The sequence below is a fragment of the Enterobacter sp. 6722112 genome (genome assembly GCF_058661685.1).
Genome location: NZ_JBZWGR010000007.1, coordinates 24,952 through 39,684 on the forward strand (window position 1 = coordinate 24,952; position 14,733 = coordinate 39,684).

General features: G+C 55.3%; 12 protein-coding genes. 7 read left to right on the forward strand and 5 right to left on the reverse strand.

What is annotated here, in order from left to right; genetic code table 11:
- Positions 1-33: 33 nt before the first annotated feature.
- From AC4OVU_RS01525 to psiE, 4 genes are all read left to right on the forward strand, one after another.
- On the forward strand, positions 34-672 hold the full coding sequence (locus tag AC4OVU_RS01525; RefSeq protein ID WP_017382614.1) for a YjbF family lipoprotein: 639 nt from the start codon (positions 34-36) through the stop codon (positions 670-672).
- Positions 669-1,406, forward strand: a complete 738-nt coding sequence (locus AC4OVU_RS01530; RefSeq protein ID WP_110292439.1) for a capsule biosynthesis GfcC family protein — start codon at positions 669-671, stop codon at positions 1,404-1,406. The genes AC4OVU_RS01525 and AC4OVU_RS01530 overlap by 4 nt, the downstream gene beginning before the upstream one ends.
- The gene (locus tag AC4OVU_RS01535) at positions 1,406-3,502 is read left to right on the forward strand and encodes a YjbH domain-containing protein (protein WP_017382616.1); all 2,097 of its coding nucleotides are present in this window, start codon (positions 1,406-1,408) and stop codon (positions 3,500-3,502) included. Before AC4OVU_RS01530 ends, AC4OVU_RS01535 begins: the two co-directional genes overlap by 1 nt.
- 178 nt (positions 3,503-3,680) lie before the next feature.
- A complete protein-coding gene (gene psiE, locus AC4OVU_RS01540) occupies positions 3,681-4,091 on the forward strand; it encodes a phosphate-starvation-inducible protein PsiE (protein WP_000202963.1) in 411 nt (136 codons plus the stop codon).
- Between the two features lie 97 nt (positions 4,092-4,188).
- Here the strand turns inward: psiE and malG are convergent, their stop codons facing one another.
- The 3 genes from malG to malE all read right to left on the reverse strand — a co-directional run bounded on the left by malG (position 4,189) and on the right by malE (position 7,950).
- The gene (malG, locus tag AC4OVU_RS01545; protein ID WP_003860332.1) at positions 4,189-5,079 is read right to left on the reverse strand and encodes a maltose ABC transporter permease MalG; all 891 of its coding nucleotides are present in this window, start codon (positions 5,077-5,079) and stop codon (positions 4,189-4,191) included.
- Between the two features lie 14 nt (positions 5,080-5,093).
- On the reverse strand, positions 5,094-6,638 hold the full coding sequence (gene malF / locus AC4OVU_RS01550; RefSeq protein WP_017694723.1) for a maltose ABC transporter permease MalF: 1,545 nt from the start codon (positions 6,636-6,638) through the stop codon (positions 5,094-5,096).
- 121 nt (positions 6,639-6,759) lie between these two features.
- Positions 6,760-7,950, reverse strand: a complete 1,191-nt coding sequence (malE, locus tag AC4OVU_RS01555) for a maltose/maltodextrin ABC transporter substrate-binding protein MalE (RefSeq protein ID WP_017382618.1) — start codon at positions 7,948-7,950, stop codon at positions 6,760-6,762.
- 371 nt (positions 7,951-8,321) lie between these two features.
- On the opposite strand from malE, the gene malK reads away from it, so the two are divergent.
- The 3 genes from malK to malM all read left to right on the forward strand — a co-directional run bounded on the left by malK (position 8,322) and on the right by malM (position 11,834).
- Positions 8,322-9,431: a maltose/maltodextrin ABC transporter ATP-binding protein MalK gene (malK, locus tag AC4OVU_RS01560; protein ID WP_003860329.1), complete on the forward strand. Its 1,110-nt coding sequence runs from the start codon at positions 8,322-8,324 to the stop codon at positions 9,429-9,431.
- A 42-nt stretch (positions 9,432-9,473) separates the two neighbouring features.
- The gene (locus AC4OVU_RS01565; protein ID WP_026094413.1) at positions 9,474-10,781 is read left to right on the forward strand and encodes a maltoporin; all 1,308 of its coding nucleotides are present in this window, start codon (positions 9,474-9,476) and stop codon (positions 10,779-10,781) included.
- Between the two features lie 114 nt (positions 10,782-10,895).
- Positions 10,896-11,834 carry a maltose operon protein MalM gene (gene malM, locus AC4OVU_RS01570; protein WP_015570172.1) on the forward strand — a complete coding sequence of 313 codons (939 nt, stop codon included), beginning with the start codon at positions 10,896-10,898 and terminating at the stop codon, positions 11,832-11,834.
- A gap of 86 nt (positions 11,835-11,920) precedes the next feature.
- Here malM and AC4OVU_RS01575 read toward each other — a convergent pair whose 3' ends face one another.
- Both AC4OVU_RS01575 and AC4OVU_RS01580 read right to left on the reverse strand, forming a co-directional pair.
- Complete coding sequence (locus AC4OVU_RS01575; protein WP_110292441.1) at positions 11,921-13,054, reverse strand: T6SS immunity protein Tli4 family protein; 1,134 nt, start codon at positions 13,052-13,054, stop codon at positions 11,921-11,923.
- The gene (locus tag AC4OVU_RS01580) at positions 13,051-14,592 is read right to left on the reverse strand and encodes a lipase family alpha/beta hydrolase (RefSeq protein ID WP_110292442.1); all 1,542 of its coding nucleotides are present in this window, start codon (positions 14,590-14,592) and stop codon (positions 13,051-13,053) included. The genes AC4OVU_RS01575 and AC4OVU_RS01580 overlap by 4 nt, the downstream gene beginning before the upstream one ends.
- Positions 14,593-14,733 lie beyond the last annotated feature (141 nt).

Consider the following 14,733-nt stretch of genomic DNA (forward strand, 5'->3'; position numbering starts at 1 on the left):
GGTGTGGTTATTTCGCCCCTTCGGAGAAGAGTCGTGAAGCGACCTGCAATCATCCTGATTTGCCTGCTGTTGCAGGCGTGCTCAGCTACCACCAAAGGGCTGGGCCACTCACTGTGGGACAGCATGTTCGGCACGCCGGGCGTGCATCTGACCGATGACGAACTTCAGAACATGCCGTATGCCAGCCAGTACATGCAGCTAAACGATGGTCCGCAACTGTTTGTGGTGCTCGCTTTCGATGAAAACGGGCAGCAGAAATGGGTGACGCAGGATCAGGCCACCATCGTGACGCAGCATTCCCGCATCGTGAAAACGTTGCTCGGCGGCGACAACCTGCTTGAGGTAAACAACCTGGCTGAAGATCCGCTCATCAAGCCGAATCAGATCGTCGATGGCGCAAGCTGGACGCGCACGATGGGCTGGACCGAGCATAAACAGGTGCGCTACGCCACGGCCCGCTCCACCTTCCGCTGGGACGGTACGGACAGTGTCAAAGTGGGCAGCGACGAAACGCAGGTGCGCGTGCTGGATGAAGAAGTGACAACCGATCAGGCCACCTGGCATAACCGCTTCTGGGTGGACGAAGAGGGGCAAATCCGCCAGTCCTTACAGTATCTCGGTGCCGGTTTCTTCCCGGTGAAGGCCACCCTGATCAAGGCGGCGAAATCATGAAAATGTTCATCCACATTGCGCTTCTCGCCAGCCTGACCTCGCCGCTGGCGTGGTCTGCGGGAACGGTACAGGTCTACACCCCGGACAGCGAAAAACCTAAAACCTTAACCAATGCCGGGCATCTGCTCGATCTGGTGGGGCAGCCGAGGCTGGCGAAAAGCTGGTGGACCGGGGCGGTGATCAGCGAGCGTCAGGCGACGCTTGTAGCGGAACAAAAACATCAGGCGCTGCTCGCCCGACTGAGCGGGCTGGCACAACAGGAAGATACCGACGATGCCGCGGCCATTACTAGCCTGCGTCAACAGCTTCAGGCGGTTAAGGTGACGGGGCGCCAGAAGGTGAATCTGGATCCGGATGAGGTGCGCGTTGCGGAAAACGGCAATCCGTCGCTGGAAGGGGACTATACCCTGTGGCTTCCGGCTCAACCTTCCACCGTCACCGTGATGGGGCTTCTCAGCAGCCCTGGCAAAAAGCCGTTTACGCCGGGCCGGGACGTGGCGAGCTATCTCGACGATCAAAGTCTGCTCAGCGGAGCGGATAACAGCTATGCCTGGGTGGTCTATCCGGACGGGCATACGCAGAAAGCGCCGGTGGCTTACTGGAATAAACGCCATATCGAACCTATGCCAGGCAGCATCATTTTTGTCGGTTTTGCCGACCATTTCTGGACGAAAGCGTATGACGGGCTTAATGCCGATATCCTTCGCTCCCTGATACAGCGGATACCGGAATAATGAAAAAAACCTATCTCTACAGCATGCTTGCACTGTGCGTGAGTGCCGCCTGTCATGCAGAAACGTATCCGGCACCCATCGGCCCGTCGCAGTCCGATTTTGGCGGCGTGGGCTTACTGCAAACCCCAACCGCGCGTATGGCCCGCGAGGGGGAAATCAGCCTTAACTATCGCGATAACGATCAGTACCGTTACTACTCTGCGTCCGTGCAGCTGTTCCCCTGGCTGGAGACCACGCTGCGCTACACCGACGTGCGTACAAAACAGTACAGCAGCGTGGATGCCTTCTCCGGCGACCAGACTTATAAAGACAAAGCTTTCGACGTGAAGCTGCGCCTGTGGGAAGAGAGCTACTGGATGCCGCAGGTCTCCGTTGGTGCGAAGGATATCGGCGGGACCGGCCTGTTTGACGCGGAATACATCGTGGCCAGCAAAGCCTGGGGACCGTTTGATTTCTCACTCGGTCTGGGATGGGGCTATCTCGGCACCAGCGGCAACGTCAAAAATCCGTTCTGTACCTACAGCGATAAATACTGCTACCGCGATAACAGCTACCAGAAAGCGGGCTCCATCAACGGGGACCAGATGTTCCACGGCCCGGCCTCGCTGTTTGGTGGCGTGGAGTATCAAACACCGTGGCAGCCGTTACGCCTGAAGCTGGAGTACGAAGGAAACGACTACTCGCAGGACTTCGCCGGGAAAATTGAGCAAAAGAGCAAGTTTAACGTCGGCGCCATTTACCGCGTCACCGACTGGGCCGACGTTAACCTCAGCTATGAGCGCGGTAATACCCTGATGTTTGGCTTTACCCTGCGCACTAACTTTAACGACATGCGGCCGCACTACAATGACAACCCGCGGCCAAAATATCAGCCGGAGCCGCAGGATGCGATCATTCAGCACTCCGTGGTAGCGAACCAGCTGACGCTGCTGAAATATAACGCGGGCCTGGCGGATCCAAAGATCCAGACCAAAGGCGATACGCTGTACGTCACCGGCGAGCAGGTAAAATACCGCGACTCCCGCGAAGGGATCGAGCGCGCCAACCGGATCGTCATGAACGATCTGCCGGAGGGGATCCGCACGATCCGCGTGACGGAGAACCGCCTCAACCTGCCGCAGGTCACAACCGAAACCGATGTTGCCAGCCTTAAGCGTCACCTTGAAGGCGAACCGCTGGGACATGAAACCGAGCTGGTACAAAAACGCGTTGAGCCGGTGGTGCCAGAGAGCACCGAGCAGGGCTGGTATATCGATAAATCCCGCTTCGATTTCCATATCGATCCGGTGCTGAACCAGTCCGTGGGTGGGCCGGAAAACTTCTACATGTATCAGCTGGGGGCGATGGCGACGGCGGATCTGTGGGTGACCGACCACCTGTTGACCACCGGTAGTCTGTTCGGCAACATTGCTAACAACTACGACAAATTTAACTACACCAACCCGCCGAACGATTCAAAACTGCCGCGCGTGCGTACCCGCGTTCGCGAATATGTGCAGAACGATATCTACGTGAATAACCTCCAGGCCAACTACTTCCAGTACTTCGGCAACGGCTTCTACGGCCAGGTTTACGGTGGCTATCTGGAAACCATGTTCGGCGGCGCCGGGGCAGAAGTGCTTTATCGTCCTGTCGACAGCAACTGGGCGTTTGGGGTTGATGCCAACTACGTGAAACAGCGTGACTGGCGCAGCGCGCAGGACATGATGAAGTTCACCGACTACAGCGTCAAAACCGGCCACCTGACCGCCTACTGGACGCCGTCGTTCGCGCAGGACGTGCTGGTGAAAGCCAGCGTCGGCCAGTATCTGGCGGGTGATAAGGGCGGCACGCTGGATATCTCCAAACACTTCGACAGCGGCGTGGTGGTGGGCGGCTATGCCACCATCACCAACGTTTCGCCAGACGAGTACGGGGAAGGGGACTTCACCAAAGGGGTGTACGTGTCGATTCCGCTGGATCTGTTCTCATCAGGCCCAACCCGCAGCCGTGCGGCAGTGGGCTGGACGCCGCTGACGCGCGACGGCGGTCAGCAGCTTGGACGTAAATTCCAGCTGTATGATATGACCAGCGATAAGAACATTAACTTCCGCTGATGCTTATTTGCCCGGTGGCGCTGCGCTTACCGGGCCTACGAGAGTGTTTTTGTAGGCCGGGCAAACGCAGTGCCGCCCGGCAAGAATGTTCATCTGGACAAAACATAAACAAAAAATATAGATCCCCGTCACATTTTTGCGTTATACAGGAACCTCGCCCTGGAGAATGAGGTGCTGTATGACATCCCTGACTCGTCCGCGCGTTGAGTTTATCTCAACGATACTCCAGACCGTGCTGAACCTCGGTCTGCTGAGCCTTGGCCTGATCCTGGTCGTTTTTCTGGGTAAAGAGACGGTGCATCTGGCGGATGTGCTGTTCGCCCCTGAGCAAACCAGCAAATACGCGCTGGTGGAAGGCCTGGTGGTCTACTTTCTCTACTTTGAATTTATCGCCCTGATTGTGAAGTACTTTCAGTCCGGCTTTCACTTCCCGCTGCGCTATTTTGTCTACATTGGCATCACCGCCATTGTGCGGCTGATCATCGTCGATCATAAATCCCCGCTCGACGTGCTGATCTACTCGGCGGCGATCCTGCTGCTGGTGATCACCCTCTGGCTGTGCAACTCGAAGCGGCTGAAACGCGAATAAAAAAAATGGCGGCTCGGAGGCCGCCGAATAACAGTCACAAGTTGGTTCAATACAATACGTCTAAAGTTGAGGGTTGCAGTGGCATAACAAATGAAACTTAACCTTTCACACCGCCCGCCGTCAGGCCGTTGACCAGCCAGCGCTGGGCCAGCAGGAACACCACGGTAATCGGGATGGCAGAGAGGACGGCCGCCGCGGCAAAGTCGCCCCACAGGTAGTTTTGCGGGTTGAGGTACTGCTGCATACCGACGGCAAGGGTGTAGCTGTTCACATCGCGCAGTAGCAGTGAGGCGACCGGGACTTCGGTGATGGCGGCGATAAACGACAGGATAAACACCACCGCCAGAATCGGCACCGACAGCGGCAGCAGCACCAGACGGAACGCCTGCCACGGTGTCGCCCCATCCAGCGCCGCCGCTTCTTCCAGCGAGCCGTCGATGGTTTCGAAATAGCCTTTGATGGTCCACACATGAAGGGCGATGCCGCCAAGATAGGCGAAGATCACGCCGCCGTGAGTGTTCAGGCCGATGAACGGCACATACTGCCCAAGACGGTCAAACAGGGCATACAACGCCACCAGCGACAGCACGGCCGGGAACATCTGGAAAATCAGCATCCCTTTCAGCAGCGTCGCTTTGCCCGGGAAACGCATACGGGCGAAGGCGTAAGCGCAGGTGGTGGAGAGCGTCACGATGCCGATCGCAGTGATGGTCGCCACCTTCACCGAGTTCCATAGCCACAGCAGCACCGGGAACGGCGGCGGCGTGACGCGGCCATCCGCATGTTCCACGCTGAAGCCCAGCGCGAGCTTCCAGTGCTCCCAGGAGATTTCGTCCGGGATCAGGCTCCCGGTGGCGAAGTTCCCCGAACGCAGGGAGATGGCGATAACCATCAGCAGCGGGAACATGATCGCCGCGATGAAAATCAGCAGGCCTAAGTGCGTCGCGAGGAGGCGCAGTTTCTGAGATTTGGGTTGTACCATTGCCATGTTCAGTGCCCTCCTTAGTCAAATTTCATACGTGTGGCTTTCAGGTTCACAATCGCCAGGGCGCCCACCAGCAGGAAGATCAGGGTGGCAATCGCCGCCGCCAGGCCGAAGTCCTGACCGCCGCCGCCCTCGAAGGCGATGCGGTAGGTGTAGCTCACGAGCAGGTCGGTATAGCCTGCCGGCGTGGTGGTGCCGAGACGGTCCGGGCCACCGTTGGTCAACAGCTGAATCAGCACAAAGTTGTTAAAGTTAAAGGCGAAGCTGGCGATCATCAGCGGCGTCAGCGGCTTAATGAGCAGCGGCAGGGTAATTTTGAAGAAGTTCTGGAACGGACCCGCGCCGTCCATCGCCGAGGCTTCGTACAGATCGTCCGGGATAGCCTTCAGCAGCCCCATGCACAGGATCATCATGTACGGATAACCGAGCCAGGTGTTCACGATGATAATCATCGAGCGAGCGGTGGTTGGGTCGCTGAACCAGGCCGGTTTGATACCGAACAGCGCGCTCAGCATCATGTTGATTTCACCGAAGCTCTGGTTAAACAGCCCTTTGAAAATCAGAATCGAGATAAACGACGGCACGGCGTAGGGCAGAATCAGCAGCACGCGGTAAATCGCTTTGCCTTTCAGGGACTCCCACTGCACGAGGCAGGCCAGCACCATGCCCACGGCCACGGTCAGGATCACGGTTAGCACCGAGAAGACCACCGTCCAGACGAAGATGGCGAAGAACGGTTTCTGGATGCCTTCGTCGGTAAATACGCGGGTGAAGTTGTCCCAGCCGATGGTGACGGTATAGCCCGGGCTGAGTTTGTCGTCGCCCCAGCTGCCGTCGGCATTCACCGACTGATAGAAACCGATATCGTTGTTCGGACGGTACTTCACGCCGCTCTGGTTGTTGGTCAGCGTGCCGTCATCCGCCAGAGTATAAAGCGGCTGCGTGCCGGAGAACTGGCGCAGCGAGCTCATGGTCACTTTGCTTTCGTCTGGCAGCACGGCGGTGAGCTGGGTCAGCGCCTGACGATTCTGGGTAATGATACGCAGGTTCGCACGTTCACCTTCCGGCAGGGCCGCAGCCTCTTTTAAGGCCAGCTTCTGCTCGCCGCCAAATTTGAACGCGTCGGAAAGATAGGTTTTGCCGCTCTCACCGTCAGTGAGCGCTAACTTCCACTCGTCACCCGTGGGATACAGGCCGAAGTTAAAGGTTTTACCCGCCTGGTAAGAACGATCCAGAAGCACCTGGGTGGCACGCTCCTGCGCGAGCTGGTTGGTGCTGCTGTAGTTGGTAAAGGCAATCGCGATGGTGCAGATCAGCGGAAAGAGGACAAACAGCCCCATCCCGGCAACGCCCGGGTAGACATAGCGCCAGGCGTACGCTTTACGGTTGGCGAAAATATACAGGCCAACCGAGCTTAAAATCAGCGTCATGATGGCAAACAGGTATTCCCCTTGCACGTACATTAAAACAACAAGGTAACCCACCAGCAGACACAGCAGACCTATCACTGACCACTTCAGTGCGTCGCTTTGCCACCAGTGTTTCTTTTTAATGACATCCATGGGGTTCTTCCTCTACAACGGTGGAAACTTATCGTCAGGTGGCGCTGCGCTTACCTGACCTACGGATCGTGCCGTAGTCGTAGGGCGGGTAAGCGCACGCGCCACCCGCCGTTTTTCAGACTTACTTAGTAATACGGCCCTGAGCATCTTTCAGTGCGGCATCGACAGTCTGGCGACCGCTTGCAGCGTTGATGACCGCGGTACGGGTGGCGTACCAGAACGCAGCCATCTGTGGGATGTTCGGCATGATTTCGCCTTTCTGGGCGTTATCCATGGTGGCCGCAATACGCGGATCTTTCGCCAGCTGATCCTGGAAGGATTTCAGCGCAACGGCGCCCAGCGGCTTGTCCTTGTTCACTTCATCCAGACCCTGATCGGTCAGCAGGTAGTTTTCGAGGAACTCTTTCGCCAGCTCTTTGTTCGGGCTGGCGGCGTTGATGCCTGCGCTCAGCACGCCCACGAACGGTTTAGACGGCTTGCCGTTGAAGGTTGGCAGCAGGGTCACGCCGTAGTTGATTTTGCTCTTGTCGATGTTGGTCCAGGCCCACGGACCATTGATGGTCATCGCGGTTTCGCCTTTGTTGAACGCCGCTTCCGCGATGGAGTAGTCGGTATCCGCATTCATGTGTTTGTTCTTGATGAGGTCAACCAGGAAGGTCAGACCCGCTTTCGCGCCTGCGTTGTCCACGCCCACGTCTTTCACGTCATATTTGCCGTTTTCAAACTTGAACGCGTAACCGCCGTCGGCAGCAATCAGCGGCCAGGTGAAGTACGGCTCTTGCAGGTTGAACATCAGGGCGGATTTACCTTTCGCCTTCAGCTCTTTATCCAGAGCAGGGATCTCTTCCCAGGTCTTCGGCGGGTTTGGCACCAGGTCTTTGTTGTAAATCAGAGACAGCGCTTCAACCGCGATTGGGTAAGCGATCAGCTTGCCGTTATAGCGAACGGCGTCCCAGGTGAACGGGAACAGTTTGTCCTGGAAGGCTTTGTCTGGCGTAACTTCTGCCAGCAGGCCAGACTGCGCGTAGCCCCCGAAACGGTCATGCGCCCAGAAGATAATGTCCGGACCATCGCCAGTTGCCGCAACCTGCGGGAACTTCTCTTCCAGTTTGTCCGGGTGTTCTACGGTGACTTTGATACCGGTGTCTTTCTCGAATTTTTTGCCCACTTCGGCCAGACCGTTATAGCCCTTGTCGCCGTTAATCCAGATAACCAGCTTACCTTCTTCAATTTTGGCGAGAGCCGGTGCGGAAATCATCATTGCTGCGAGGGCGGACAATGCGAAAACGCGTGCGCCAGTCTTGATCTTCATATCTGCCATCCTTTATTGGTGATGTGCTCGTGGATACATAAGGTGGTTCAACGTGACTCAGTCTCCTTATTTGACATCCTCTTTCCATCCTCCCAGTCCCTACGCCCCACCCCCTGTTTGTGTGATCCCTGTAACATAAATTTAAGTTATGAGTGCTGGCGCACATAAAAACCCACTGAATTTTGCAGGCCGCTTCACGATTTTCGCCTCAGCCCCTCCGCTGCGGTCGCAGAGCCTGCTCTCTCATCCTCCCGCCTCCTCCCCCATAAAAAAGCCGGGGGGTGGAGGATTCACGAAAGTAGTGGAACACGCATAGTGAACTTATCTTGAATGTTTCTGTCGGTGACAGGTTGTAACGAAGGGAGAAGGGCATGGCGAGCGTACAGCTGCGTAATGTAACGAAAGCCTGGGGCGACGTAGTGGTGTCAAAAGACATCAATCTGGACATCCACGAAGGTGAGTTTGTGGTGTTCGTGGGTCCATCAGGCTGTGGTAAATCGACTCTGCTGCGTATGATTGCCGGTCTTGAAACCATCACCAGTGGCGATTTATTTATTGGTGATACCCGAATGAACGACATCCCGCCAGCCGAACGCGGCGTGGGCATGGTGTTCCAGTCTTATGCCCTTTATCCGCATCTTTCCGTTGCCGAGAACATGTCCTTTGGCCTGAAGCTGGCCGGCGCGAAAAAAGAGACCATTAACCAGCGCGTCACCCAGGTGGCGGAAGTGCTCCAGCTGGCACATCTGCTGGAGCGTAAACCGAAGGCGCTCTCCGGTGGTCAGCGTCAGCGTGTGGCGATCGGCCGTACGCTGGTGGCCGAGCCGCGCGTGTTCCTGCTCGATGAACCTCTCTCTAACCTGGATGCCGCCCTGCGCGTCCAGATGCGTATCGAAATCTCCCGTCTGCACAAACGCCTTGGACGCACGATGATTTACGTCACCCACGATCAGGTCGAAGCGATGACGCTGGCCGACAAAATCGTGGTGCTGGACGCCGGTCGCGTGGCGCAGGTGGGCAAACCGCTGGAGCTGTATCACTACCCGGCAGACCGCTTTGTTGCGGGCTTCATTGGCTCGCCAAAGATGAACTTCCTGCCCGTAAAAGTGACCGCGACGGCAATCGAACAGGTACAGGTGGAGCTGCCAAACCGTCAGCAAGTCTGGCTGCCGGTCGACAGCGCTAACGTACAGGTGGGGGCCAATATGTCCCTCGGTATCCGCCCTGAGCATTTACTGCCGAGCCACATCGCTGATGTGACGCTGGAAGGTGAAGTTCAGGTCGTCGAACAGCTTGGTCACGAAACACAGATTCATATCCAGATCCCCGCCATCCGTCAGAACCTGGTCTACCGCCAGAATGACGTGGTGTTGGTAGAAGAGGGTGCCACATTCGCTATCGGTTTGCCGCCAGAGCGTTGCCATCTGTTCCGTGAGGATGGCACTGCATGTCGTCGGTTGCACAAAGAGCCAGGCGTTTAAGCATTCCAATTACAAAGAAAAGCAATGATCTCAGGAGATAGAATAATGATTACTCTGCGCAAAGTCCCTCTGGCTGTCGCCATTGCGGCAGGCATCCTGTCTGCCCAGGCGGGCGCCGTAGACTTTAAAGGTTATGCTCGTTCCGGCATTGGCTGGACCGGAAGTGGCGGTGAACAACAATGTTTCCAGGCAACAGGCGCACAAAGTAAATACCGTCTCGGTAACGAATGTGAAACCTACGCCGAACTGAAACTGGGCCAGGAAGTGTGGAAAGAAGGCGACAAGAGCTTCTATTTCGACACCAACGTAGCGTACTCCGTTTCTCAACAGAATGACTGGGAATCCACCAGCCCGGCCTTCCGTGAAGCTAACGTGCAGGGTAAAAACCTGATTGAATGGCTGCCAGGCTCTACCATCTGGGCCGGTAAACGCTTCTATCAGCGTCATGACGTACACATGATCGACTTCTACTACTGGGATATCTCTGGTCCTGGTGCCGGTATTGAAAACATCGATCTGGGCTTTGGTAAACTCTCTCTGGCAGCGACCCGTTCTTCTGAGTCCGGCGGTTCTGCAACCTTCGCCGATCGTGATGCGAACGGCGACCGTATTTATGACAACGTGGTACCAAACGATGTCTTCGATGTGCGTTTAGCCGGTCTGGAAACCAACCCGGGCGGTACGCTGGAGCTGGGCGTTGACTACGGTCATACCAACATTCCTGACGACTACTACCTGCAACCTGGCGCCTCTAAAGATGGCTGGCTGTTCACCGCTGAACACACCCAGAGCATGATGAAAGGCTTCAACAAGTTCGTACTGCAATACGGTACGGATTCCATGACCTCTAACGGTAAAGGTATTCCACAGGGCGGCAGCATCGATAACGACGGCTCTATGTGGCGCGTGCTGGATCACGGTGCAATCACCCTGGCAGACCGTTGGGACCTGATGTACGTCGGTATGTACCAGAACATCGATCGTGACAACAACAACGGTACCGAGTGGTGGACCGTGGGTGTTCGTCCAATGTTCAAATGGACGCCGATCATGAGCACCTTGCTGGAAGTGGGCTACGACAACGTCAAATCTCAGAAAACTGACGACAAAAACAGCCAGTACAAAATCACCCTGGCACAGCAATGGCAGGCAGGCGACAGCATCTGGTCCCGTCCGGCTATCCGCGTCTTCGCAACCTACGCGAAGTGGGATGAGAAATGGGGCTACGCGAACAACGGCGATACGGGCTACACCTCTGGCGTAGCGTATAGCGACACCTCCGCGAAAACCTTCAGCCGTGGCGACAACGATGAGTGGACCTTCGGCGCCCAGATGGAAATCTGGTGGTAATTCGTCAAGCCTGACGTAATGACCTGAAAAGAGGGGCGCAAGCCCCTCTCTCCTTAGGGTGCTGCGCGCTATTGCCTGGCCACCGCAGTGCTCACGCTATCAGAGGTAATAACAATGAAAATGAAGAAAAGTCTCGTCGCGCTGTGCCTCTCTGCGGGGCTGTTGGCCTGTGCGCCTGCGGTCACCTTTGCAGATGTGAATTTTGTTCCTCAAAATACCAGCGCTGCGCCAGCTATTCCGGCTGCGGCACTACAGCAACTGGTGTGGACGCCAGTTGATCAATCGAAAACACAAACTACCCAGCTTTCAGCGGGGGGCCAGTCACTGAACGTGCCGGGTATCAGCGGTCCGGTCGCGGCTTTCAGCGTGCCGGCGAATATCGGCGAGCTGACCCTGACGTTGACCAGTGAAGTCAATAAACAGACCAGCGTCTTCGCGCCTAACGTGCTGATCCTCGATCAGAACATGACGCCATCCGCGTTCTTCCCAAGTGACTATTTCAGCTATCAGGAGCCTGGCGTCATGAGTGCCGATCGGCTGGAAGGCGTTATGCGCCTGACGCCAGCCCTGGGTCAGCAGAAGATTTATGTCCTGGTGTTCACGACTGAAAAAGATCTGCAACAGACAACGAAGCTTGTTGACCCGGCAAAAGCCTATGCGAAAGGCACGGGGAACTCTGTCCCGGATATTCCGGACCCGCTTGCCCGTCATACCACCGATGGTCTGATCAAGCTGAAAGTCTCCACCAACAGTGCCTCCAGCGTACTCGTAGGCCCGCTGTTTGGCTCATCTGGCCCGGGTCCGGTAACGGTGGGTAATACTGCCGCGCCTGTGTACGCCGCGCCAGCCGCAGCACCGGCCGCAGCCCCGGCCCCGGCGAAAAAAGCCGAGCCCGTGCTTAACGATACTGAAACTTACTTTAACAACGCCATCAAGCAGGCGGTTAAAAACGGCGATGTCGATAAAGCGCTGAAACTGCTTGATGAAGCCGAGCGTTTAGGTTCAACCACTGCCCGTTCCACCTTTATCAGCAGTGTAAAAGGCAAGGGGTAACCGTCTCCCCACAGTGCTGATTTTGTTAGTCGTTTAGTGCGCCTTCACGGGCGCACTTTTTTTGCCACTACTCAGGGGCAATCTGTTCAGAACGCATTATCCCTGACGCGGAAAGAAAGAATGATGCGATCCCAGATTTCCACCAGTTCAGCATCGCTGTAGGCCGGTGGGGATGGGACATCACTTCCTTCAGGTAAGATTTCATTGCTTAATGTCAGATCAAGGCTGGGGTGTGCAAAATCAGCGTTGGTTTCATTGGCTACGGCGGTAAACATTAGTTGTTTTGACGGATTTTCGGATGATTTATCTGGCGGGGCGGTGATTAGCCATTCACTGGCATTAAAACCGGCAATGCGTGCTTCTCCTTTTCGCAGCGTACTTCCGTCTATGCTATTGATATAAGACTGAATTTCCCCGCTGCGCTCCAGCATGGTTGTGCTTTCCTTAAGGGCGTTATTGCTCCAGACTGAAAAAGAACACACCGAACTATAGGGGTAAACAAAGGTAATATCTTCCTTAGGCTTGCCGTTTCCGTCGCGGATAAACCCTTGCGGAATACAGGTGCCGGGCACGGAAGGAATATCCTCATTATGCCGTCCGCTCAGTCGGGACATGAGGTCCTGTAATTCCGCCAGTTTCTGGGGTTTATCATTCGCCATCCAGTCAGGTCTTCCCGCTTCCTTGCGCAGATAAAACGCTCGCTCTTTAGCGAAGCGCGGATCAGAATAATCGGTAATCCCCTGCATGAGGATAAACGCTACTCCGTCAACGTAGAGATGACCTTCCAGAATGCGCCCAAATCCCGCCACACTCTCATTTTCATTACGGTCAAAAATGACCGCATTATCACTCAGCTTGTATATCTGCTTAAGAAATGGCTGATCAACAGGGTCCACGGTAGCGCTGTTTTTCAGTTTCTGTTCCCGCAACCGGATACGCTGCTCAAATGCCGGGCGGTAGAGTCGCTTGCTGCTGATGCGGATCTCATTAATCTGTGCCCGGTCAGTCAGGGTGTTTTCGAATGAGGCCGGAACCTCAAACACATAGCGCCCCACGCACTGGGATTTGGTGGTGGCAAAAAGAGTATTAACCATACGTTTTTCCTTGTCCGTTAACGCCGGGGGCGCATGCACAAATGTCACATAGTTATGGATGTAATATCCTGCCGCCAGCAGCAGGAGCGTCAGCGTAACAATCAGGGGGGATGTGTCTTTTTTCATGGGGCGGGAACCTGCTGCACAATCTTCACCACCGAGCGAACCGTGAACACCAGTGCGTCGGAGAGATCGCTGTATACCGAGCGGGAGAGATCGACAGGATCGACAGCATAAGCTCCTTCATGATCGACATCTGTCGCCAGTACACCCTGTATACGGGAAGAGGAGGTGCGGACGGAGGTGGTCGGCACGGTCCCATCACCAGGGCTTGCGGATGAAATTAGTTGATGAGTTCTTAACGGAGACAGTTCAAAAGGGTTAGCTGCATTTTCCCTGCACCTCTGTGCTTCCTTAACGCCCTGGGGGATCCGCTCTTCCCATGCCAGGAACCCATCAGACGGGTTGCTTTTGCTGGCTCCGTAAAATAGCCAGGTCTGGGGGTGGTATTTGCCGTTTAACTTCTCAATAAATTTTTTAACGATATTACTTATTGTTTTCTCATATTTATTCCATTCGACCCTAGTATCATCCAGCAGCAAATCCTGCTCACATAGCCGCCACCACGCTGTTTTGTTGAGATAAATTTCCTCATACGGATCGGCCACCGGGAGGGAAAGTTGAGTCTCTTTACTGTTGATTTTCAGCCATCTCGGACCATAAGCCATACCCGGCAGAAGCTGTAACGGACCGGGAGACTGTGCCAGCACCGGCATCAGCTTTTCAGCACTTTCCCCGATAATCATTCCAGTAATGCCACGCTCACCGATCTTCATGCGGCGATAAGCTGCCGGTGAGCCGAGATCCGGCATGACGCCGTGTACGATACCCAGGATTGAGTCTTGTCCGCCCATATTTTCCGAGTAATGGCGGGCGACCAGTCCGCCCATCGAATGGGTGATCAGGACGACCTTGTTGACTGCCAGGCGTCCGTGATACGCACTCAGCACCTTACGGATATATTCGCCCAGCAACGCCGCAGAGTCCGCATTCGATTGCAGCCAGTTGTAACCAAAAACGTGCAGCGGGAATAAGAACTTGTGCCCGTGAGCCACTTCTTCTTCGCTCAGCACCTGCTCCTGAGGCTCGTTACCGATTCTGACGCCGATAAAACGCTGACGTGCCGTTTGCAACTGTGTCTCCCGAAAGTAATTATCCATCAGGATCTCGTCGTCGCTGAGCAGGTATTGCAGCCGGTCAAGCGCCTCACCGTAGCTCATGTAAAACGCACTTCCCCATCCGCGGGCTTGACGGGACGGGAATTTTTTCCCATCCGCACCGTCGTTTAAAATTTCCCCAGAGTCATCGACGACGGTGGTCGTCGGATCAAGCAGTTGCTTTCTTTTTTGGGGGCCAGCAAGTGGCCATTTTTTAAGCGATGACAAGCTGAACTGCCAGACTTTTTTATCTCCACTCTTTAAGTTTGACCCCATCACCCCAGGAATAAAAATCACCGGGATCACTTTTGTAGGGGGCTTGAGACAAACCGAGATGTGGTTTTTGTCTTTTGGCTGAGAAAAAACTTTATAATGAAACGTGCCATCGTCATCCCAGATGGGACGATGATAAGACCGATTAGGGGGGCTATTTTTGTTGTCATCCATGTATTAAGTTACTGATATTCCTTCTCAAGAGCTGCATTAGCTCACAATTTATCCGCGCGATACTTAACCAAAATCAAGTTCTGCTATTGCTGCCACGAACATTTCTCCCGCGCTGTTGCACCATTGTTGCGATAGTGATCG